Raw genomic sequence first — 19,959 nt, forward strand, 5'->3', positions numbered from 1 at the left:
AATGCGGACGTAATTGCGCATGAATCTGACGTGAAAACGACGGGACGGACACCTCCGCACAAGGTGTCCGTCCCGTCTCTTTCGGATCCGGGGCCGCCGCCCGCCGGTGAGGGTTCGGAAGGGATGGCCGGCGGCGGCCCCGGGGGCTCTGCGGGGCCCGGGGGCCCCTCGGGTCAGCGGCTGTCGCTGCCCTTCGACCCGGCCGCCGCGCGGCCCGCCTCCAGGCGCGCCACCGGGATCCGGAACGGCGAGCAGGAGACGTAGTCGAGGCCGACCTCGTGGAAGAAGTGCACCGACTCCGGGTCGCCGCCGTGCTCGCCGCAGACGCCGAGCTTGATGTCGGGGCGGGTGGCCCGGCCGGCCTGCACCGCGGAGCGGACCAGGGAGCCGACGCCGTCCTTGTCGATGGTCTCGAAGGGGCTGACGCCGAAGATGCCCTTCTCCAGGTAGGCGGTGAAGAAGCTGGCCTCCACGTCGTCCCGGGAGAAGCCCCAGACCGTCTGGGTGAGGTCGTTGGTGCCGAAGGAGAAGAACTCGGCGGCCTCGGCGATCTGGCCGGCGGTGACGGCCGCGCGGGGCAGCTCGATCATGGTGCCGAGCGCCAGCTTCAGCTCCACGCCGGTCTCCGCCACGACCTCGGCGATGACCTTCTCGGCGTCCTCGCGGACGATCTCCAGCTCCTGGACGGTGCCGACGAGCGGGATCATGATCTCGGCGCGCGGGTCGCCCTTGGCGTCGATCCGCGCCGCCGCGGCCTCGGCGATCGCCCGGACCTGCATGGTGAACAGGCCGGGGATGACCAGGCCGAGGCGGACGCCGCGCAGACCCAGCATCGGGTTCTGCTCGTGCAGCCGGTGCACGGCCTGGAGCAGGCGCAGGTCGTTCTCGTGCGGCTCCTTGCGGGACTCGGCGAGGGCGACGCGCACCGACAGCTCGGTGATGTCGGGCAGGAACTCGTGGAGCGGCGGGTCGAGCAGGCGGACCGTGACCGGCAGGCCGTCCATCGCCTCGAAGAGCTCGACGAAGTCGGCCTTCTGGAGCGGCAGCAGCGCCTTGAGGGCGTCGTCGCGCTCGGCGTCGGTGTCGGCGAGGATCAGGCGCTCGACGTACTGGCGGCGCTCGCCGAGGAACATGTGCTCGGTGCGGCACAGGCCGATGCCCTGGGCGCCGAAGCGGCGGGCGCGGGAGGCGTCCTCGGCGTTGTCGGCGTTGGCGCGGACCCGCAGGCGGCGGACGCGGTCGGCGTAGGCCATGATCCGGTGCACGGCCTGGACCAGCTCGTCGGCGTCGTCGGCGCCGGCGTGCATGCGGCCCTCGAAGTACTCGACGACCGGGGACGGCACGACGGGTACCTCGCCGAGGTACACCTTGCCGGTGGAGCCGTCGATGGAGACGACGTCGCCCTCCTCGACGACCGCGCCCGAGGCGGTGGTCATCCGGCGGCGCTTGGTGTCGACCTCCAGCTCCTCGGCGCCGCAGACACAGGTCTTGCCCATGCCGCGGGCGACGACGGCGGCGTGCGAGGTCTTGCCGCCGCGCGAGGTGAGGATGCCCTCGGCGGCGATCATGCCGTCCAGGTCGTCCGGGTTGGTCTCGCGGCGGATCAGGATGACCTTCTCGCCGGAGCGGGACCACTTGACGGCCGTGTACGAGTCGAAGACGGCCTTGCCGACGGCCGCGCCCGGGGAGGCGGCGATGCCGCGCCCGATCTGCTCGACCTTGGCGTCCTCGTCGAACTTCGGGAACATCAGCTGCGCGAGCTGGGCGCCGGTGACGCGCTGGAGCGCCTCGGCCTCGTCGATCAGGCCCTGGTCCACGAGCTGGGTGGCGATGCGGAAGGCGGCACCGGCGGTGCGTTTGCCGACGCGGGTCTGGAGCATCCAGAGCTGGCCGCGCTCGATCGTGAACTCGATGTCGCAGAGATCCTTGTAGTGGGTCTCCAGCGTCTCCATGATCTGCATCAGCTGGTCGTACGACTTCTTGTCGATCGACTCCAGGTCGGCCAGCGGCACCGTGTTGCGGATGCCGGCGACGACGTCCTCGCCCTGCGCGTTCTGCAGGTAGTCGCCGTAGACGCCCTGGTGACCGGAGGCGGGGTCGCGGGTGAAGGCGACGCCGGTGCCGGAGTCCGGGCCGAGGTTGCCGAAGACCATGGAGCAGACGTTGACGGCGGTGCCGAGGTCGTGCGGGATGCGCTCCTGGCGGCGGTACAGCTTGGCGCGGTCGCCGTTCCAGGAGTCGAAGACGGCCTTGATGGCCAGGTCCATCTGCTCGCGCGGGTCCTGCGGGAAGTCACGGCCGGTGTCGGCCTTCACGATCTCCTTGAACCGCGCGACGAGCTTCTTGAGGTCGGCGGCGTCCAGGTCGGTGTCGCTGGTGACCTTCTTGGCGGCCTTGGCCTCGTCGAGGGCGTCCTCGAAGTGCTCGCCGTCGACGCCCAGCACGGTCTTGCCGAACATCTGGATGAGGCGGCGGTACGAGTCCCAGGCGAAGCGCTCGTTGTCGGCCTGGCGGGCCAGGCCCTCGACGGACTCGTCGGAGAGGCCGATGTTGAGGACGGTGTCCATCATGCCCGGCATGGAGAACTTGGCGCCCGAGCGGACGGAGACGAGCAGCGGGTCGTCGGCCTGGCCGAGCTTCTTGCCCATCTTCCGCTCGAGGGCGTCCAGGTGGGCGGAGACCTCGTCGCGCAGGGCGGCGGGCTCCGAGCCGGACTCGAGGTAGACCTTGCACGCCTCGGTGGTGATCGTGAAGCCCGGAGGCACCGGAAGGCCGAGGTTGGTCATCTCGGCGAGGTTGGCCCCCTTGCCACCGAGCAGGTCCTTCAGGTCCCTGTTGCCCTCGGTGAAGTCGTACACGAACTTCTGATCATTGTTTTCCGACACGGGTCTCGACTCCTCGACGACTCGGTTGGCTGCCCTGACGGCGAGGAACATACCCAGATCGAAGGCTTCTAGGGAGGTACGCCTAGCGGTCACACGGTCGTAACCACCCGTCCGCCACCACTTCGAAAGTTACCGACGCGAAGCTTCCGCATTCACGGCCCGAAGTCCGCTTGACCCAAACCAGGGACAACGCGCTCAGATGAGCAGGTTCTCTGCGCATTTGCGTTCAACTCTTGAACGCAAAAGGGGTGGCACCCGGTGCCACCCCTTCAGATGCCGCAACCCTCGGCAACACGCTCATCTGAGCGTCACCCCCCTCAGGGGTGGCGAGGATCACTCCCCCGGCAGGCCGGAAATCTCAGCCCCCGGACGTGTCCAGCTCGGCGTCCTCGCTCACTCCGGCGCAGTCGTAGGGGTCCTTCAGCCAGCCGTCCGGCAGCACGACCCGGTTGTTCCCGGACGTACGGCCCCGGGGACCGTCCGCGCCCGCCGGCCACGGCTGGTCCAGGTCCAGCTCGCTCAGCTGAGCGCGCAGCTCGTCCAGGGACGAGGTCACCGCCAGCCGCTTGCGCATCTCCGAACCGACCGAGAAGCCCTTCAGGTACCAGGCCACGTGCTTGCGGAAGTCGATGACACCGCGCGACTCGTCGCCGATCCACTCGCCCAGCAGCGTCGCGTGCCGCACCATCACCTCCGCGACCTCCCGCAGCCCCGGCGTCCGGTACTCCCCGCCGCCCTCCAGCGCCGCCACCAGGTCCGCGAAGAGCCACGGCCGGCCCAGGCAGCCCCGGCCCACGACCACGCCGTCGCAGCCGGTCTCCCGCATCATCCGCACCGCGTCGTCCGCCGACCAGATGTCGCCGTTGCCCAGCACCGGGATCTCCGGCACGTGCTCCTTGAGCCGCGCGATCGCGTCCCAGTCGGCCGTGCCGCCGTAGTGCTGCGCCGCCGTCCGCCCGTGCAGGGCGATCGCCGTCACGCCCTCCTCGACCGCGATCCTGCCCGCGTCGAGGTACGTGATGTGGTCGTCGTCGATGCCCTTGCGCATCTTCATGGTCACCGGCAGGTCCCCGGCGTTCGACACGGCCTCGTTCAGGATCGCCCGCAGCAGCGGGCGCTTGTACGGCAGCGCCGAGCCGCCGCCCTTCCGGGTCACCTTCGGCACCGGGCAGCCGAAGTTGAGGTCGATGTGGTCGGCCAGGTCCTCGTCGACGATCATCCGGACCGCCTTGCCGACGGTCACCGGATCCACCCCGTACAGCTGGATCGAGCGGGGCTGCTCCGTGGCGTCGAAGCGGATGAGCTGCATCGTCTTCTCGTTGCGCTCCACCAGCGCCCGGGTCGTGATCATCTCGCTCACGAACAGCCCCTTGCCGTCGGAGAACTCGCGGCAGAGGGTCCGGAAGGGGGCGTTGGTGATGCCGGCCATGGGCGCGAGCACCACCGGGGGCTGCACGACGTGCGGGCCGATGGAGAGGGGGGAGAACGCGGTCATGGGCCCATTGTCCCGCACCCGCGCGGGTGACCTCAGGCCACGGCGAGCGGGCGCCCCTCCCGCGCCACCAGCTCCAGCAGCCGGGCGCAGCCGGACCGGGTCTCCTCGTCCAGCGGCACGTACGTGACGAGGACGGGTCCGGGGGCGGGGCCGAGCCACAGGTTGGTGTGCTCGAAGCGGAGCGGGCCGACGAGGGCGTTGCGCACGACCTTGGTCCGGCCGCCGGGGGCGACGACGTCGTGCCGGGCCCAGACCGCGCGGAACTCGGGCGAGGCGGCCTCCAGCCGCTGGACGAGCCGCTTCCAGGCGGGCTCGGCGAGGTGCTCGGCCATCTGCGCGCGGAGCTTCCCGGCGAGCAGCGGGATCAGCTCCTCCAGGTCGGTGACGGCGGCCCGGAACTCGGGATCGGTGCAGGCCAGCCAGAGCGTGTTGCGGTCCTCCGGCGGCAGCGCGTCGAGGTCGCGGAAGAGCCGCCCGAAGGTGCGGTTGTGGGCGAGGAGGTCGAAGCGGCTGTTCTGGACGGCGGCGGGCACCGGCTCCAGCTGGTCGAGCAGGGCGCGCACCGCCGGGGTGACGGCGGGGCTCGGGGTGCCGGGGCGCGGGTCGGGCTGCCCGGCGAGGGCGAAGAGGTGGGCGCGCTCGGTGGGGTCGAGCAGCAGCGCGCCGGCGAGGGCGTCGAGGACCTGCGGGGAGACCTGGATGTCCCGGGCCTGCTCGATCCAGGTGTACCAGGTGACGCCGACGGCGGAGAGCTGCGCGACCTCCTCGCGGCGCAGGCCCGGGGTGCGGCGCCGGCGGCCGGGCACGAGGCCGACCTGCTCGGGGGTGATGCGCTCGCGGCGGCTGCGCAGGAAGGCGGCCAGTTCCCGCCGCCGGGCGTCCGGTCCGGTCGTCGCGACGATGTCCATGGGTCCAGCCTGCCCGTCCGGGCAGCCGGGTGCCAGGCACTTCTGGTACCAGGATGAGGAGGCTCTGGTACCAGGCGGGCGGGCGGCCGATCGTCGGGGGGTGACCACGACAACGACCCGGGCCGCCCGGCCGCCCGCGCCCGCCCTCGGCCCGCTGGGCCTGTGCACCGTCCTGCTGGGGGCGGCGCTGCCCCTCGTCGACTTCTTCATCGTCAACGTGGCCCTGCCGTCGATCGGGCAGGACCTCGGCGCGGACGAGACCGTGCTGGAGCTGGTGGTCGCCGGGTACGGGCTGGCGTACGCGGTGCTGCTGGTGCTCGGCGGCCGGCTCGGGGACCTGTTCGGCCGGCGCCGGCTCTTCCTGGCGGGCCTGCTGGCCTTCGGCGTGACGTCGCTGCTGTGCGGGGTGGCGCCGACGGCGTGGAGCCTGGTCGCCGCCCGGGTGGCACAGGGTGCCGCGGCGGCGCTGCTGCTGCCGCAGGTGCTCGCGACCCTTCACTCCTCGACGACGGGAGCCCGCCGGGCCCGGGCGCTCGGGCTGTACGGGGCGACCAACGGCCTCGCGTTCGTCTCCGGCCAGATGCTGGGCGGCCTGCTGGTCGCGGCGGACGTGGCGGGGCTCGGCTGGCGGGCCGCGTTCCTGGTGAACGTACCGGTGATCCTGGCGGTGCTGCCGGCGGCGCTGCGGGCGGTCCCGGAGACCCGGGCGGCGGCTCCGGCGCCCCTGGACGTGCGGGGCACGGTGCTGCTGGCCGTCGCGCTCGCCGCGCTGCTCGTCCCGCTGACGGAGGGCCGGGCGGCGGGCTGGCCCGTGTGGGCGTGGGGGGCGCTGGCGGCGTTCCCGGTGGCGGCGGCGGTGTTCTGGCGGACCGAGCGGCGGGTGGAGCGCGCGGGCGGCACCCCGCTGGTCCCGCCGTCGCTGCTGCGGCTGACGCCGCTGCGCCGGGGCCTGGTGCTGGTGCTGCCGCTGTCCGGCGGCTTCGGCGGCTTCATGCTGGTGATCGCGGTGGCGCTGCAGCAGGGTCTCGCGCTGGGCCCGGTCGCGTCGGGCGCGGCCCTCGCGCCGATGGCGCTGGCCTTCTTCGGCGCCTCGCTGGCCGGTCCCCGGCTGGTGGCCCGCTGGGGGACCCGGGTGATCCCGGCGGGCGCGGTGGTGCAGGCGGCCGGGCTGGGGATGCTGGCGTGGACGGCCTGGCACTCCTGGCCGGACGTCACGCCGTGGACGCTGGCGCCGGGGATGGCGGTGGCGGGACTGGGGCAGGGGCTCCAGCTGCCGGTGCTGTTCCGGGTGGTGCTGTCCGAGGTCCCGGCGGAGCGCGCGGGCGTGGGCAGCGGGGTGATGGTGACGACCCAGCAGGCGGCGCTGGCGCTGGGCGTGGCGACGCTGGGCTCGCTCTTCCTGTCGCTGGCGGCCTCGGGCTCCGTGGGGACGGCGCTGGCGACGACGCTGCTGGTCCAGCTGGGCCTGGCCCTGCTGACCGGCCTGTACGCCCTCCGGCTGCCGCGAGCGGCGGGCTGAGGGGCCCCGGCCGGCCGCGTGGGGCGGCGGGCCCGGGGTACGACGAAGGGCCCGGGCCGCGCATGGGCGGCCCGGGCCCTTCGCCCCGGGTCCTACTCCGCGGAGGTGCCTGCGGAGTCAGCGGTGGCAGCGCCGGCGGCGCTGTCTGCGGTGGCAGCGGTGTCCGCGCTGTCACCGCTTTCCGCGCTCCGGCTGCGCTCGCGCATCTTCTTCAGGAGGTCCTGCTTCTTCTCGTCCGCCGTGCGGCGGTCGGCGGCGCGGTCGCGCTGCGCGCCCTGCTGGTCGGCGCGGGACAGCTTCTTGCGCTGTCCGCCGACGCCGAGGAGGTTGTTGCGGCCCTTGGCCATGGGGTTCTCCCCTTCGGTGAGGTGTGCGGTGGGTCGTCGGTGGTCCGCCGGAGCGGCACCGCTCTCACTCGTAGATCGGGAGGTGTGCGTGCATGCCCCGCACGCTAGCGGGGCGGCCGGGCCCGGGGCATCCGGTTTTTCCGGCCCGGGGCACGGGAGAGCCCCCGGTCCCGCTCTCGGGACCGGGGGCTCCGCCGTACGCGCGGGTCCGGGTCAGCAGCCGATCAGGCGGGCGGCCAGGTAGCCCTGGATCTGGTCCAGGGAGACGCGCTCCTGCTTCATGGTGTCGCGCTCGCGGACGGTCACGGCGTTGTCGTCGAGGGTGTCGAAGTCGACGGTGATGCAGAACGGGGTGCCGATCTCGTCCTGGCGGCGGTAGCGGCGGCCGATGGCGCCGGCGTCGTCGAAGTCGATGTTCCAGTTCTGCCGCAGGTCCGCCGCGAGGCCCTTGGCCTTCGGGGAGAGCTGCGGGTTGCGGGAGAGCGGCAGCACCGCGGCCTTGACCGGGGCCAGGCGGTGGTCGAGGCGCATGACGACGCGCTTCTCCATGACGCCCTTGGCGTTGGGGGCCTCGTCCTCGGTGTACGCGTCGAGCATGAAGGCGAGCATGGTGCGGCCGACGCCGGCGGCGGGCTCGATGACGTACGGCGTGTAGCGCTCGCCGCTCTCCTGCTCGTGGAACATCAGGTTGGCGCCGGACGCCTTGGCGTGCGCGGAGAGGTCGTAGTCGGTGCGGTTGGCGACGCCCTCCAGCTCACCCCACTCGCTGCCGCCGAACTGGAAGCGGTACTCGATGTCGGCGGTGCGCTTCGAGTAGTGGGACAGCTTCTCCTGCGGGTGCTCGTACCAGCGCATGTTCTCCTCGCGCAGGCCGAGGCCGGTGTACCAGTTCCAGCGCTGCTGCATCCAGTACTCCTGCCACTGCTCGTCCTCGCCCGGCTTGACGAAGAACTCCATCTCCATCTGCTCGAACTCGCGGGTCCGGAAGATGAAGTTGCCCGGAGTGATCTCGTTCCGGAAGGACTTGCCCATCTGCGCGATGCCGAACGGGGGCTTCTTGCGCGCGGTCGTCTGCACCTGGGCGAAGTTGGTGAAGATGCCCTGGGCGGTCTCGGGACGCAGGTAGGCGATGGAGCCGGAGTCCTGGGTCGGGCCGAGGTGGGTGGAGAGCAGGCCGGAGAAGTTCTTGGGCTCGGTGAAGGTGCCCTTGTTGCCGCAGTTGGGGCAGTTGAGGTCGGCGAGGCCGTTCTCGGGGAGGCGGCCGTGCTTCTCCTCGTACGCCTCCTCCAGGTGGTCGGCGCGGAAGCGCTTGTGGCAGGAGGTGCACTCGGTCAGGGGGTCGGTGAAGGTCGCGACGTGACCGGAGGCCTCCCAGACCTCGGTCGCCAGGATGACCGACGAGTCGATGCCGACGACGTCCTCGCGCGAGGTGACCATGTAACGCCACCACTGGCGCTTGATGTTCTCCTTGAGCTCGACGCCCAGGTGCCCGTAGTCCCAGGCGGCGCGCTGACCGCCGTAGATCTCACTGCAGGGGAAAACGAAGCCACGGCGCTTGCTCAGGCTGACGATGGTGTCGATCTTGTCGGCGGCCACGGTGCTCTCTTCATTACGACGACGAAGTGCGAATGCCACAGGTTACCGGCGCCCGCACCCCCCGTATCAAATCGGTTCGGCGGCCGGCTCCCGGCGGGGCGGGCGTGGCCGGTACCACAGTTCGGGCAATTGACAACCGTTTCCACTTTTGTTGAAAATGAGTGTCATGAACGTACGCCGTCTGATACCCACCACCGCCGTCGCCGGAGCCGTCACCCTCGGCCTCGTCACCCTCTCCGCCTGCGGGGGAAGCTCCTCGGCCGCCGACCGGGCGGACGGCAAGCTGGACGTCATCGCGTCGTTCTACCCCATGCAGTACCTGGCCGAGCAGATAGGCGGCGGCCACGTGGCCGTCCAGACCCTCACCAAGCCCGGCGTCGAACCCCACGACCTGGAGCTGAAGCCCCGGCAGATCGGCGAGCTCGCCGACGCCGACGTGCTCCTCTACCTCAAGGGCATCCAGCCCGCCGTCGACGAGGCCATCGCCCAGGCCGGCGTCACGCACACGGTCGACGCCGCCACTCTCACCACCCTCGAAGCCCACGGCACCGGGGCCGGCGAAGGCCACGAGGGCCACGACCACGCCGCCGAGGAGTCCCACGCCGGCGAGGAGCACGCGGGCGAGGAGCACGCCGGCGAGGAGTCCCACGAGGGCCACGACCACGGCTCCGAGGCCGGGAACGACCCCCACGTCTGGCTCGACCCCGTGAAGTACGCCGAGGTCGCCAAGGGCATCGGCGCCGCCTTCGCCAAGGCCGACCCGGACCACGCGGCGGACTACGAGAAGAACACCGACGCCCTGGTGAAGAAGCTCGGCGCGCTGGACACCGAGTTCGAGACCGGCCTCAAGAACACCGCCACCCGCACCTTCATCACCACCCACTCCGCCTTCGGCTACCTCGCCGAGCGCTACCACCTGGACCAGGAGGGCATCTCCGGCATGGACCCCGAGTCCGAGCCGAGCCCCGCCCGCATCAAGGAGCTCCAGGACGTCGCGAAGGCCGACAAGGTCACCACCGTCTTCTTCGAGACCCTCGCCAGCGACAAGACCGCGAAGACCCTCGCCGCCGACACCGGTCTGAAGACCGACGTGCTCGACCCGCTGGAGGGAATCACGGACGCGTCCCGGGGCGATGACTACATCGAGGTCATGCGGTCCAACCTCGCCGCGCTGAAGAAGGCCCTCGGCGCCAAGTGATCCACCCCCGCACGCAGGAGGCACCCGTGAGCGACGAGCCCGTCCTTTCCGTCCGTGGAGCCACGGCGGCCCTCGGCGCCCGCCCCGTCCTCCGGGGCGTCGACCTCACCGTCCGCCGCGGTGAGGTCGCCGCCCTGCTCGGCGCCAACGGCTCCGGCAAGTCCACCGCCATCCGCGCGATCATCGGCCAGGTCCCGCTGACCGGCGGCACGATCGAGCTGTTCGGCACCGACCGGAGGCGGTTCCGCGACTGGGCCCGGGTCGGCTACGTCCCCCAGCGCACCACCGCCGCCTCCGGCGTGCCCGCCACCGTCCGCGAGGTCGTCTCCTCCGGCCGGCTCGCCCGCCGCCGCTTCGGCCTGCCCGGCAAGGCCGACAAGGCCGCCGTCCAGCGGGCCCTGGAGCTGGTCGGCCTCGCCGACCGCGCCGGCGACTCGGTCTCCGCGCTCTCCGGCGGCCAGCACCAGCGGGTCCTCATCGCCCGCGCGCTCGCTTCCGAACCCGAGCTGCTGATCATGGACGAGCCGATGGCCGGCGTGGACCTCGCCAGCCAGGAGGTCCTCGCCTCGACCCTGCGCGAGCAGGTCGCCGGCGGGACGTCGGTCCTTCTCGTCCTGCACGAGCTGGGCCCCCTGGAGCCCCTCATCGACCGGGCGATCGTGCTGCGCGACGGCTGCGTCGTCCACGACGGCCCGCCGCCCGAGGCGCTCGGCCAGCACGCGCTGCCCGGCCACGACCACGTACATCCGCACGCGGCCGGCGAGCCGCTCCGCACGGGACTGCTGACCTGACATGGACTTCCTCGAACCCGCCTTCATGCAGCGGGCGCTGCTCGCGGCCGTGCTCGTCGGCATCACCGCGCCCGCCGTCGGCATCTACCTCGTCCAGCGCCGGCAGGCGCTCATGGGCGACGGCATCGGGCACGTCGCCATGACCGGTGTCGGCCTCGGCTTCCTGCTGAACTCCAGCCCGGTCTGGATGGCCACCCTGGTCGCCGTCGCCGGCTCGGTCGCGATGGAGCTGATCCGGGCGTACGGCAAGACCCGCGGCGACCTCGCGCTCGCGCTGCTCTTCTACGGCGGCATGGCGGGCGGCGTCCTGCTGATCAACCTCGCGCCGACCGGCTCCAACGCCAACCTCAGCTCGTACCTCTTCGGCTCGCTGTCCACGGTCTCCGCCGAGGACGTCACCGCCATCAGCGTCCTCGCGGCCTTCGTCGTGCTGGTCACGGTCGGCCTGCGCCGGCAGCTCTTCGCGGTCAGCCAGGACGAGGAGTTCGCCCGCGTCACCGGCCTTCCGGTGCGGATGCTCAACCTGCTGATCGCCGTCACCGCCGCCGTCACCGTCACCGTCGCCATGCGGGTCGTCGGCCTGCTGCTGGTCAGCGCGCTGATGGTGGTCCCGGTCGCGGCGGCCCAGCAGCTGTCGAAGTCCTTCCGGGCGACCTTCGTCCTCGCCGTGGCGACGGGCGTCGCCGTCACCCTGGCCGGCACGGTCACCTCGTACTACCAGGACGTCCCGCCCGGCGCGACGATCGTCCTGTACGCGATCGGGGTCTTCGTCCTGCTGACGCTGCTGGCCGCGCCGCTCGCCAAGCGGCGGGCGAAGGCCGACGCGCGGGCCACCGAGGAGTGCGACGCCCGCTGCGTCCCGGGCAGCCGGCGGGCCACGGACGACGTCAACGTCTGATCCGGCCCAGGGGGTACTGGCAGAATGGCGGGGGCAACGGATACATCAAGGAGGCCCCCGTGGCGACGGCAGGACCCCCCGTACGCGGCCGCTCGACGAAACAGCGGGCCGCGGTGGCGGCAGCGCTGAGCGAGGTGGACGAGTTCCGCAGCGCCCAGGAGCTGCACGACATGCTCAAGCACCGCGGCGACTCCGTCGGCCTGACCACCGTCTACCGCACCCTCCAGTCGCTGGCCGACGCCGGCGAGGTGGACGCGCTGCGCACCAGCGACGGGGAGACGGTCTACCGCCGCTGCGCGTCCGACGACCACCACCACCACCTCGTCTGCCGCGCCTGCGGCAAGGCCGTCGAGGTCGAGGGGCCGATGGTGGAGCAGTGGGCCGAGGCGGTCGCGGCCGAGCACGGCTTCGTGAACGTGGCGCACACCGTCGAGATCTTCGGCACCTGCGCGGAGTGCGCGGCGAAGTGACCTGACATACCCGAGGGGCCCGCACCGGATCGTCCGGTGCGGGCCCCCGTGTCTGTCAGGTCACGCCTTGTCGAGCACGGCGAGGTCCGCCGGGTCGACGCCGCCGAAGCGGCGGTCGCGCTGGGCGAACTCCACGCACGCGCGCCACAGGTCGCGGCGGTCGAAGTCGGGCCACAGCACGTCCTGGAAGACCAGCTCGGCGTACGCGCTCTGCCAGATCAGGTAGTTGGAGGTGCGCTGCTCGCCGCTGGGCCGCAGGAACAGGTCGACGTCCGGCATGTCCGGGTAGTACAGGTACTTCTGGATCGTCTTCTCGGTGATCTTCGCCGGGTCGAGCCGGCCCGCCTTCACGTCCTCGGCGAGCGCCTGCGCCGCGTCCGTGAGCTCGGCGCGCCCGCCGTAGTTCATGCAGAAGTACAGCGTCAGCTTCGTGTTGTCCTTGGTCTGCTCCTGGGCGACCTGGAGCTCCTTGGCGACCGACTTCCACAGCTTCGGCATGCGGCCCACCCAGCGGACCCGGACGCCGAGCTCGTCGAGCTGGTCGCGGGTCTTGCGGATGAAGTCGCGGTTGAAGTTCATCAGGAAGCGCACCTCCTCGGGGGAGCGCTTCCAGTTCTCGGTGGAGAAGGCGTAGAGCGAGATCGCGCCGACGCCCATCTCGATCGCGCCCTGGAGCACGTCGAGGACCTGCTCGGCGCCGACCTTGTGGCCCTCGGTGCGCGGCAGCCCGCGCTCCTTCGCCCAGCGGCCGTTGCCGTCCATGACGATCGCGACGTGCTGCGGCACGAGCTCCGGCTGGAGCTTCGGCGGCCGGGCGCCGGACGGGTGCGGCTCGGGGGTCCTGTACTCCCGGCGCTGGCGCCCGAGGAGTCGTGCGATGGCCATGCGATGGATCTCCTAGCTCTTCTCTACGTACCGCAGGGAGCGCAGGCCGCGCTCCAGGTGCCAGTGCAGATAGGCGGACACGAGCCCGCTGCCCTCCCTGACGTGACGGGGCTCGCACGCGTCCGCCGTCGCCCAGTCGCCGGTGAGCAGCGCGCTGAGCAGGCCGATGGCCTCCGCCGAGGGTACGACGCTGCCGGGCACCCGGCAGTCGCCGCAGATGACGCCGCCCGCCGCGACCGAGAAGAACCGGTTCGGCCCGTCGAGTCCGCAGCGGGCGCAGTCCGAGAAGGACGGCGCGTAGCCGTTGACGGCGAGGGAGCGGAGCAGGAAGGCGTCGAGGATCAGGTGGGGGGCGTGCTCGCCGCGGGCGAGGGTCCGCAGCCCGCCGACGAGCAGCAGGTACTGCTGCACGGCCGGCTCGCCCTCGTGGTCGGTGAAGCGCTCGGCCGTCTCCAGCATGGCGGTGCCGGCGGTGTAGCGGGCGTAGTCGGTGACGATGCCGCCGCCGTACGCCGCGATGGTCTCGCTCTGGGTGCAGAGCGGCAGGCCGCGGCCGACCAGCTCGCTGCCGCGGGCGAAGAACTGCACGTCCACGTGGGAGAACGGTTCGAGCCGTGCCCCGAACTTCGACTTGGTCCGCCGCACCCCGCGCGCGACGGCCCGCACCCGTCCGTGCCCGCGGGTCAGGATCGTGATGATGCGGTCCGCTTCCCCCAGCTTCTGGGTGCGCAGCACGATGCCGTCGTCGCGGAACAGACTCATGCCCCCCATTCTCCCGCACGCCCACCCTCCGCCGACCCGCCCGGGCCCTGGACGCCCCTGGGGCGGGGCCGGGGGCGCATGGGCCCAGGGGTCCGGGTTCGGGGGCCGGGCCGGGGCCGAGGGCGGGCGGGGGCTGAGGCGAAGGGGCCGGTGGCGGGCCGGAGGGCCAGGGGTGAGGTCGGGGGACCGGGGGTGCGGAGGCGCGAGGGGGAACGGGGGACGGGGGCCGGCCCCGGGGGTCAGGGGACTTCGCCGCGGCTTCGGGCGTTGGCGTGGGCCGTGGCGGCGCGGAGGCGCTCGGTGGAGGTGGCCTCGCGGAGTTCCTCGGGCGGCACGTCCCACTCGCGTCCGCCGCCGAGCGGGCGGATCTGGACGTAGGGGCCCTCGTGGCCCATCACCCTCGCGACCCGTCCGGTGCTGATCTCCACGACGTACGCCCCGATCGGCAGTGTCATGACCGGCCCTCCTCCCCGGCGGTCCGGGCCCGGCGGTGCGCCGGGCGGGTCCGCCGTGCGGTGTCCCTGTGCGAACGAGCGGCCGCGGGGAGGGCGGGGCCCGGGGCCGGACGCCGGGTCCCGGGCGGGCGGGCATTCCCGCCGACGCCGTTCCCGCGCATTTCCGGCTCCGTGTGCCGTACCGCTCCCACTTCCCCCGTGGTCGTTCTCTCCTGGTGTCTTCCTCACCAACGTATGCCTTTCCGAATCCATTTCCCGCCTCCCCGCTCCCGGCTGATCCGCGTGCCGCGGAATCACGGGGCCGCCCAGGGGAGTTCGGGCGTTCCCGCACGCCACCGGCCCCGGACCCGCCCGCGCGCGGAATTCGGCGCCCGGTGAAGTCCCGTAAATCCGGGGGAAAGTCGAACGGCCGTGCCGGGGTGGGTGCGGAATTGTTCCCGGGGCCGCGGGTCCGCCCGCGCGTCCGCCCCCGCTTTCGCCTCACGTTCGCCCCCGCCTTCGCTCCGGCGCACGCCGGGGCGCGCGCCGCGCCGGGCGCCCCGGACGTGGTGCGGGGCGGTCCGTACCCCTACGATCGGCGGGAGCGCCGTCCCGTCGCCCGGCGGCGCCCCGGGTCCGACCGACGGCGCGGCGGCGGAGGAACACGGACGATGACGGCCACCCCCTCTCTGGTCCTGCACGGTGGCGAATCGGTTCTCCACTTCGCGGGCGGCCCGGTGACCCTGCGCCGCCCCGGCAAGGAACACCACATACCGCTGCCGGCGATCTCGTTCGTGCACGCCGAGGGGCCGTCCGTCGCGATCGTGCTGACGGCCTCCGGCACCCACGAGCCGACGATCTACCGGGTCACCGGCGTCGACGAGGCCGCCGCGCTCGCCTTCGCGGACGCCGTGACCGCCGCCCTCCCCGCCGTCCCCGCGCCCGACGGCGCCGCCCTGGTCACGACCAGCGCGCCCCGCCCCGCGGAGCCGCCCCGGCCCCGCCGTCCGGGGATCGCCGCGGCCCTCGCCGCGCTCCTCCCCCGCAGGGGCCGGGGGGACGGCGGCCCGAGGGGCTGACCGGGGCGGCGGCCGGCTCTACGATCATGCCCATGCCGAACCCCATCTCCTCCCTCCCGGTGCTGCGCGGCCGGGGCGGGGCCGTCCTGACCGCCGAAGACCTGGGCCTGGTCCTGGACCTTCCGCGCGAGCAGATCACCTTCACCCCCGACGGTCTCGGCCGGATACGCGCCGAGGGACGCTCGGTCCTGATCGAGCTGCGGGCGAAGGCGGGGACGACCCCGCGCGTCCACCGGATCGACGACGTGGACGCGGCGGACGCCGTCCGCTTCGCCGAGGGGGTCAACGCGATCCTGGCGAACCGGACGGACAGCGACGACGTCGACGGGACCCCGTTCGCGCTGATCCGCTCGCTGGCGCCGACCTGGTGGAGCACCTTCCGCCGCCGGTTCTGGCGGGGCGTGCTCGGCTCGTTCCTGGTGTTCGTCGCCCTGTGCGTCCTCGCCGCCGTGCTGGGCGAGGGGGAGCTGCTCTTCTTCCTGATCCCGCTCGGCGGGCTCGCCTGGCTGTCCCTCTGCTGCGGCACGTACGGGACGGTGCGCGCCCGGCGGGAGCGGTTCCTGACCGAGCGCGGCGTCACGGTGACCGCCGTCCGGGCCACGACCCCGGGGGGCTACTTCTTTCCGGACGGGACCGGCGACTACCGCTGCTTCTCGCACCCCGACGCCGGCCCCGCGCTCACGGTGGCCCACCCGCCGGGGAACCCGGCCGACGTGCTGGTGCTGTCCACTCCGTTCACCCAGTTCGCGAACACGCTCTCCGGCCCGGTCCTGCTCATCGGCGGCGCCCTCCTCGCCCTGCTGAACGGCGCGCTGGCGGTGGGCTTCCTCATCGACTGACGCCCGACGCCCGGCACCCCCGCCCCCAGCCTTGCCTTTGAGAAGTCATAAGCTGGCCTTATGGGGGCATAGACCGGGGTCGGGTACCACCTCGCCCGCGGGGTTAATTAGGGTGGCCTAAGTGTCGGCGGCTCCGCCGCACCCCGTTTGCGAAGGGAACCCAGTCATGCCCCGCCCCCTCCGGGTCGCGATCGTCGGCGCCGGCCCCGCCGGCATCTACGCCGCCGACGCGCTGCTGAAGTCCGACACCGCCGCCGAGCCGGGCGTGTCCATCGACATCTTCGAGCGGATGCCGGCCCCCTTCGGCCTCATCCGCTACGGCGTCGCCCCCGACCACCCGCGGATCAAGGGCATCATCACCGCCCTCCACCAGGTCCTCGACAAGCCGCAGGTCCGCCTCTTCGGCAACGTGAACTACGGCACCGACATCCACCTCGACGACCTGCGCTCCTTCTACGACGCGGTGGTCTTCTCCACCGGCGCCATGTTCGACCGCGAGCTGAAGATCCCCGGCGTCGACCTCAAGGGCTCCTTCGGCGCCGCCGACTTCGCCTCCTGGTACGACGGCCACCCGGACGTCCCGCGCACCTGGGACCTCTCCGCCGAGAAGGTCGCCGTCCTCGGCGTCGGCAACGTGGCCCTCGACGTCGCCCGCATCCTCGCCAAGACCGCCGAGGAGCTGCTGCCGACCGAGATCCCGGCCAACGTCCACGAGGGCCTGAAGGCCAACAAGGCCGTCGAGATCCACGTCTTCGGCCGCCGCGGCCCGGCGCAGGCCAAGTTCAGCCCCATGGAGCTGCGCGAGCTCGACCACTCGCCGAACATCGAGGTCATCGTCAACCCCGAGGACATCGACTACGACGAGGGCTCGATCGCCGAGCGCCGCAAGAACAAGCAGACCGACATGGTCGCCAAGACCCTGGAGAACTGGGCGATCCGCGACGTCGGCGACCGCCCGCACAAGCTCTTCCTGCACTTCTTCGAGTCGCCCGTCGAGATCCTCGGCGAGAACGGCGAGGTCGTCGGCCTGCGCACCGAGCGCACCGAGCTCGACGGCACCGGCAACGTGAAGGGCACCGGCGTCACCACCGACTGGGACGTGCAGTCCGTGTACCGCGCCGTCGGCTACCTCTCCGACGAGCTGCCCAAGCTCCCCTGGGACACCGTCAGCGGCACCGTCCCGGACCAGGGCGGCCGGGTGATGGAGGGCGAGGAGCACATGGCCTCCACCTACGTCACGGGCTGGATCCGCCGCGGCCCGGTCGGCCTCATCGGCCACACCAAGGGCGACGCCAACGAGACGGTCGCCAACCTCCTGGAGGACTTCGCGGCCGGCCGGCTCCTCACCCCGGCCAGCCCGGAGACCGACGCGGTCGTCGCCTTCCTGGAGGAGAAGGGCCTCACCTACACGACGTGGGACGGCTGGTACAAGCTGGACGCCGCCGAGAAGGCGCTCGGCGAGCCGCAGGGCCGTGAGCGCGTGAAGATCGTCGAGCGCGAGGACATGCTCCGCGCCAGCGGCGCGATCGACTGACGCGGCACCTCACCGCGACGGTGAAGGGGGCACCCGGCGGGTGCCCCCTTCACCGTGTCCGGGACCCGGCTCAGGACACCGTCCGGGCCGTGGCCAGCAGGCGCAGCACGTCCTCGGGCGGCAGCCCGAGCGCCGTCCCGACGGTGCCCAGGACCTCCTGCTCGGCCGGGCTGTAGCCGCCGTCGGCCAGCGCGATCCGGGCCGCCTGGAGCAGCAGCGCCTCCCGCCCGGCGGGCTCCAGGTGCGGGGTGAGCGGGGCGACGGCCTCGTGGATCTCGATGGCGAGCAGCGCGCCCTCGGGGTTGATCTCCGGCATGAACCGGCCGGTGTCGGCCTCCAGCGCCTCGACCAGGTCGACGAGCTGGACGGCCGTGCAGTCGGCGTACCCGGCGGACCGGACGGCGTGCACGGCCCGGTCCAGGACCTCGCGGGAGCCGGTGCCGCCGGCCGCGAGGACGGCGAGGGCGACGGTGTGGACGGCGTCGCGCAGCATCCCGGAGAAGCGGCCGGTGGTCGGCCGCTCCAGGACCTCGGTGCCGAAGTGGGTCTGACAGGCGGCGCACTCCACGACCGGGCCGGTACAGCCCCGGGGCAGCAGCGGGACGCCGAGGACGGCGAACCGGCGGCGTCCGGTGCGCCGCCGGTAGTTGCGGTCGCCGCCGCACTCCTCGCAGAAGAACTCGCCGTCCCCGATGGTGTTCCAGGAGGTGCGGATGCCGCAGACGGTCAGCTTCCCACCACGTGTTTTCCGGGCAGAACGCACGCGCACCTCCTCAACGGTCCGGCTGCACTGCCGGTGCGTTGGCGTGATGTTAGCCACATCCGTGATGTGGCGTCAGCACCTCGTCCGTACTTCGCACCGGATCTGGCCGAGACACGACACCGGGGTTTCAGGCCCGGCGACGGCGCTTCGCGAAGGCCAGGACGCCTCCGCCGAGCAGTACGGCGCCGACGGCCGCCCCGATGACGCCGGGCCCGATGGCCGAACCGGTCGAGGCGAGATCACCCTCCGGGGTGGTCGGGGACGGCGCGGGCGTCGTCCCGGTCTCCTCGGGGGCGGCGGGCGGCTCGGTGCCGCCGGCGTTCTCGGTGGGGGTGGCGGAGGGGGCACCGGACGGGGCCTCGGTGGGCGTCGCGGAGGGCGCGGGGCCGGTGGTCTCGGGGGCGCCGGGCGCGGAGGTGGCGGGCGCCGGGGTGGCGGGCGGCGCGGTGGTGGCCGGCGGGGTGGGGACGGGCGTCTCGGTCGGCTCCGGGGGCGCCGGGGTGACGGCCGGGCCGGGGGTCTCGCCCTGCGGGAGGCAGCCGGCGAAGGTCATCTGGTGGGTCTCGGCGCCGGGCACGCTGACCAGGTTCTCGGCGATGACGGCGCCGTTGACGTGGCCGGGGCCGACGCCCGGGCCGCCCAGGTGGACGGTGGCGTTCGGGGCGAGGATCGTGCCCGGCCAGGAGGTGTAGTTCTTCTTCACCGTGGTGGCCTGCGGGAAGTTCCACAGCAGCTTGGAGCGGATCGTCCGGTAGGCGTCCGGCACGGTGTAGTCGTCGATGACGGCGGGGCCGCCGGAGGCGTTCTTGTAGTAGACGCCGTAGGTGGCGTGCGCGCTCATGTCGTACGCGGCGCCGAGCACGTTGACCAGGGTGGAGGCGCCGACGGGCACGTCCAGGGTGATGGCGCGGGCCTTCTGGAGGTCGGCGGCGTCCACGGCGAAGACGTTGAGGCCGGTGTCGGTGCCGGTGAGGAAGAGTCCGTCGCCGGAGGCGGAGACCGTGCCGTTGGGCTTCTGGCCCGCCCAGCCGGACGACAGGGTCCGCAGGGCGGTGAACTCCTTGCCGAAGTCCACCGGGGAGGCTCCCTCGGTGATCGGACCGTCGACGCCGAAGTTCTTGCCGCCGGAGGCGTTCACGACCTTGCCGGCGATGCCGGTGCCCCGGGTGAGGACGACCTGGTTGGCGGAGAGGGTGCCGCCGACCACGAGGCTGTGGCCGCCGGGGAGCTCCGCCAGGTCGCCGGAGGTCAGCCGGTAGCCGACGGAGAAGCCGGAGGGCGCCTTCGGGTCGCCGAACGCCGCGTCGCCGCCGACCGCGACGGCGCCCTCGGAGTCGGAGTGGCGCACCGAGTCCTTCTCCACGAACTCCGCGTACAGCCCGGCGGTGCCGAGCGGGTTCGGCGCGCAGGCGGTGGTGGCGGATGCGGCGGGGGCCCAGGCGAGGGCGGCTCCGGTCACCGCGAGGACGGTGGCCACGGAAGCGGACGTGCGCATGCGGAACTCCAGGTCAGGGAGTGCGGGGAGGGAAGAGAAAGGGGGGCCCGTGGGGAGTGGT

General features: G+C 72.7%; 18 protein-coding genes. 8 read left to right on the forward strand and 10 right to left on the reverse strand.

All coding sequences use genetic code 11. The features are described 5' to 3' along the window. Positions 1-173: 173 nt before the first annotated feature. The 3 genes from ppdK to ACFVQZ_RS29075 all read right to left on the reverse strand — a co-directional run bounded on the left by ppdK (position 174) and on the right by ACFVQZ_RS29075 (position 5,288). Entirely contained in the window at positions 174-2,885 is a 2,712-nt protein-coding gene (gene ppdK, locus ACFVQZ_RS29065; protein ID WP_030494169.1) for a pyruvate, phosphate dikinase, read from the reverse strand. A 358-nt stretch (positions 2,886-3,243) separates the two neighbouring features. After that, positions 3,244-4,380: a tRNA dihydrouridine synthase DusB gene (gene dusB, locus ACFVQZ_RS29070; RefSeq protein WP_383627604.1), complete on the reverse strand. Its 1,137-nt coding sequence runs from the start codon at positions 4,378-4,380 to the stop codon at positions 3,244-3,246. A gap of 32 nt (positions 4,381-4,412) precedes the next feature. Next, the gene (locus ACFVQZ_RS29075) at positions 4,413-5,288 is read right to left on the reverse strand and encodes a helix-turn-helix domain-containing protein (RefSeq protein WP_383627607.1); all 876 of its coding nucleotides are present in this window, start codon (positions 5,286-5,288) and stop codon (positions 4,413-4,415) included. Between the two features lie 100 nt (positions 5,289-5,388). On the opposite strand from ACFVQZ_RS29075, the gene ACFVQZ_RS29080 reads away from it, so the two are divergent. Then, positions 5,389-6,807 carry an MFS transporter gene (locus ACFVQZ_RS29080; RefSeq protein ID WP_383627610.1) on the forward strand — a complete coding sequence of 473 codons (1,419 nt, stop codon included), beginning with the start codon at positions 5,389-5,391 and terminating at the stop codon, positions 6,805-6,807. Between the two features lie 92 nt (positions 6,808-6,899). Here the strand turns inward: ACFVQZ_RS29080 and ACFVQZ_RS29085 are convergent, their stop codons facing one another. Together ACFVQZ_RS29085 and ACFVQZ_RS29090 are read right to left on the reverse strand one after the other, a co-directional pair. Beyond that, complete coding sequence (locus ACFVQZ_RS29085; protein WP_383627613.1) at positions 6,900-7,154, reverse strand: DUF6243 family protein; 255 nt, start codon at positions 7,152-7,154, stop codon at positions 6,900-6,902. A gap of 213 nt (positions 7,155-7,367) precedes the next feature. Then, a complete protein-coding gene (locus ACFVQZ_RS29090) occupies positions 7,368-8,750 on the reverse strand; it encodes a glycine--tRNA ligase (protein WP_030494164.1) in 1,383 nt (460 codons plus the stop codon). 166 nt (positions 8,751-8,916) lie between these two features. Between ACFVQZ_RS29090 and ACFVQZ_RS29095 the strand changes: the two genes are divergently transcribed. Genes ACFVQZ_RS29095 through ACFVQZ_RS29110 form a run of 4 tightly spaced genes read left to right on the forward strand, consistent with a single transcriptional unit; the run spans position 8,917 to position 12,107 of the window. Continuing rightward, positions 8,917-9,948, forward strand: coding sequence for a metal ABC transporter substrate-binding protein (locus ACFVQZ_RS29095; protein WP_383627616.1), 1,032 nt, complete (start codon positions 8,917-8,919; stop codon positions 9,946-9,948). Positions 9,949-9,974: 26 nt separating this feature from the next. Beyond that, positions 9,975-10,739 (forward strand): metal ABC transporter ATP-binding protein, encoded by a 765-nt coding sequence (locus ACFVQZ_RS29100; protein WP_107645414.1) that lies wholly within the window; start codon positions 9,975-9,977, stop codon positions 10,737-10,739. Position 10,740: 1 nt separating this feature from the next. Next, positions 10,741-11,637 carry a metal ABC transporter permease gene (locus ACFVQZ_RS29105; RefSeq protein ID WP_383627621.1) on the forward strand — a complete coding sequence of 299 codons (897 nt, stop codon included), beginning with the start codon at positions 10,741-10,743 and terminating at the stop codon, positions 11,635-11,637. A gap of 59 nt (positions 11,638-11,696) precedes the next feature. Then, the gene (locus ACFVQZ_RS29110) at positions 11,697-12,107 is read left to right on the forward strand and encodes a Fur family transcriptional regulator (RefSeq protein WP_030494160.1); all 411 of its coding nucleotides are present in this window, start codon (positions 11,697-11,699) and stop codon (positions 12,105-12,107) included. Between the two features lie 60 nt (positions 12,108-12,167). On the opposite strand, the gene ACFVQZ_RS29115 is transcribed toward ACFVQZ_RS29110, so the two are convergent. The 3 genes from ACFVQZ_RS29115 to ACFVQZ_RS29125 form a co-directional block, all read right to left on the reverse strand. After that, entirely contained in the window at positions 12,168-12,992 is an 825-nt protein-coding gene (locus ACFVQZ_RS29115) for an isoprenyl transferase (RefSeq protein ID WP_030494159.1), read from the reverse strand. A gap of 12 nt (positions 12,993-13,004) precedes the next feature. Beyond that, positions 13,005-13,754, reverse strand: coding sequence for a DNA repair protein RecO (gene recO / locus ACFVQZ_RS29120; protein ID WP_030494158.1), 750 nt, complete (start codon positions 13,752-13,754; stop codon positions 13,005-13,007). Positions 13,755-13,993: 239 nt separating this feature from the next. Then, the gene (locus tag ACFVQZ_RS29125) at positions 13,994-14,209 is read right to left on the reverse strand and encodes a hypothetical protein (protein WP_383627625.1); all 216 of its coding nucleotides are present in this window, start codon (positions 14,207-14,209) and stop codon (positions 13,994-13,996) included. Positions 14,210-14,859: 650 nt separating this feature from the next. Here ACFVQZ_RS29125 and ACFVQZ_RS29130 point away from each other — a divergent pair. From ACFVQZ_RS29130 to ACFVQZ_RS29140, 3 genes are all read left to right on the forward strand, one after another. Further along, positions 14,860-15,267 carry a hypothetical protein gene (locus ACFVQZ_RS29130; protein ID WP_383627628.1) on the forward strand — a complete coding sequence of 136 codons (408 nt, stop codon included), beginning with the start codon at positions 14,860-14,862 and terminating at the stop codon, positions 15,265-15,267. A 32-nt stretch (positions 15,268-15,299) separates the two neighbouring features. Next, on the forward strand, positions 15,300-16,106 hold the full coding sequence (locus ACFVQZ_RS29135) for a hypothetical protein (protein WP_030494155.1): 807 nt from the start codon (positions 15,300-15,302) through the stop codon (positions 16,104-16,106). A 166-nt stretch (positions 16,107-16,272) separates the two neighbouring features. Then, positions 16,273-17,640, forward strand: a complete 1,368-nt coding sequence (locus ACFVQZ_RS29140; protein WP_383627631.1) for an FAD-dependent oxidoreductase — start codon at positions 16,273-16,275, stop codon at positions 17,638-17,640. A gap of 70 nt (positions 17,641-17,710) precedes the next feature. On the opposite strand, the gene ACFVQZ_RS29145 is transcribed toward ACFVQZ_RS29140, so the two are convergent. Both ACFVQZ_RS29145 and ACFVQZ_RS29150 read right to left on the reverse strand, forming a co-directional pair. After that, the gene (locus tag ACFVQZ_RS29145; protein ID WP_030494153.1) at positions 17,711-18,403 is read right to left on the reverse strand and encodes a TerB family tellurite resistance protein; all 693 of its coding nucleotides are present in this window, start codon (positions 18,401-18,403) and stop codon (positions 17,711-17,713) included. A 127-nt stretch (positions 18,404-18,530) separates the two neighbouring features. Beyond that, positions 18,531-19,898, reverse strand: a complete 1,368-nt coding sequence (locus ACFVQZ_RS29150) for a choice-of-anchor A family protein (RefSeq protein WP_383627634.1) — start codon at positions 19,896-19,898, stop codon at positions 18,531-18,533. Between the last annotated feature and the right edge of the window lie 61 nt (positions 19,899-19,959).

This window comes from Streptomyces sp. NPDC057854 (assembly GCF_042797055.1).
Lineage (GTDB): Bacteria > Actinomycetota > Actinomycetes > Streptomycetales > Streptomycetaceae > Streptomyces.

Excerpts from the sequence above, each read along its gene's own strand:
- ACFVQZ_RS29105 (WP_383627621.1), top strand. The coding sequence starts at position 10,741 with ATGGACTTCCTCGAACCCGCCTTCATGCAGCGGGCGCTGCTCGCGGCC.
- ACFVQZ_RS29095 (WP_383627616.1), top strand. The coding sequence starts at position 8,917 with ATGAACGTACGCCGTCTGATACCCACCACCGCCGTCGCCGGAGCCGTC.
- ACFVQZ_RS29115 (WP_030494159.1), bottom strand. The coding sequence starts at position 12,992 with ATGGCCATCGCACGACTCCTCGGGCGCCAGCGCCGGGAGTACAGGACC.
- ACFVQZ_RS29075 (WP_383627607.1), bottom strand. The coding sequence starts at position 5,288 with ATGGACATCGTCGCGACGACCGGACCGGACGCCCGGCGGCGGGAACTG.
- ACFVQZ_RS29130 (WP_383627628.1), top strand. The coding sequence starts at position 14,860 with ATGACGGCCACCCCCTCTCTGGTCCTGCACGGTGGCGAATCGGTTCTC.
- ACFVQZ_RS29150 (WP_383627634.1), bottom strand. The coding sequence starts at position 19,898 with ATGCGCACGTCCGCTTCCGTGGCCACCGTCCTCGCGGTGACCGGAGCC.
- ACFVQZ_RS29140 (WP_383627631.1), top strand. The coding sequence starts at position 16,273 with ATGCCCCGCCCCCTCCGGGTCGCGATCGTCGGCGCCGGCCCCGCCGGC.
- ACFVQZ_RS29085 (WP_383627613.1), bottom strand. The coding sequence starts at position 7,154 with ATGGCCAAGGGCCGCAACAACCTCCTCGGCGTCGGCGGACAGCGCAAG.
- ACFVQZ_RS29125 (WP_383627625.1), bottom strand. The coding sequence starts at position 14,209 with ATGACACTGCCGATCGGGGCGTACGTCGTGGAGATCAGCACCGGACGG.
- ACFVQZ_RS29135 (WP_030494155.1), top strand. The coding sequence starts at position 15,300 with ATGCCGAACCCCATCTCCTCCCTCCCGGTGCTGCGCGGCCGGGGCGGG.
- dusB (WP_383627604.1), bottom strand. The coding sequence starts at position 4,380 with ATGACCGCGTTCTCCCCCCTCTCCATCGGCCCGCACGTCGTGCAGCCC.
- recO (WP_030494158.1), bottom strand. The coding sequence starts at position 13,754 with ATGAGTCTGTTCCGCGACGACGGCATCGTGCTGCGCACCCAGAAGCTG.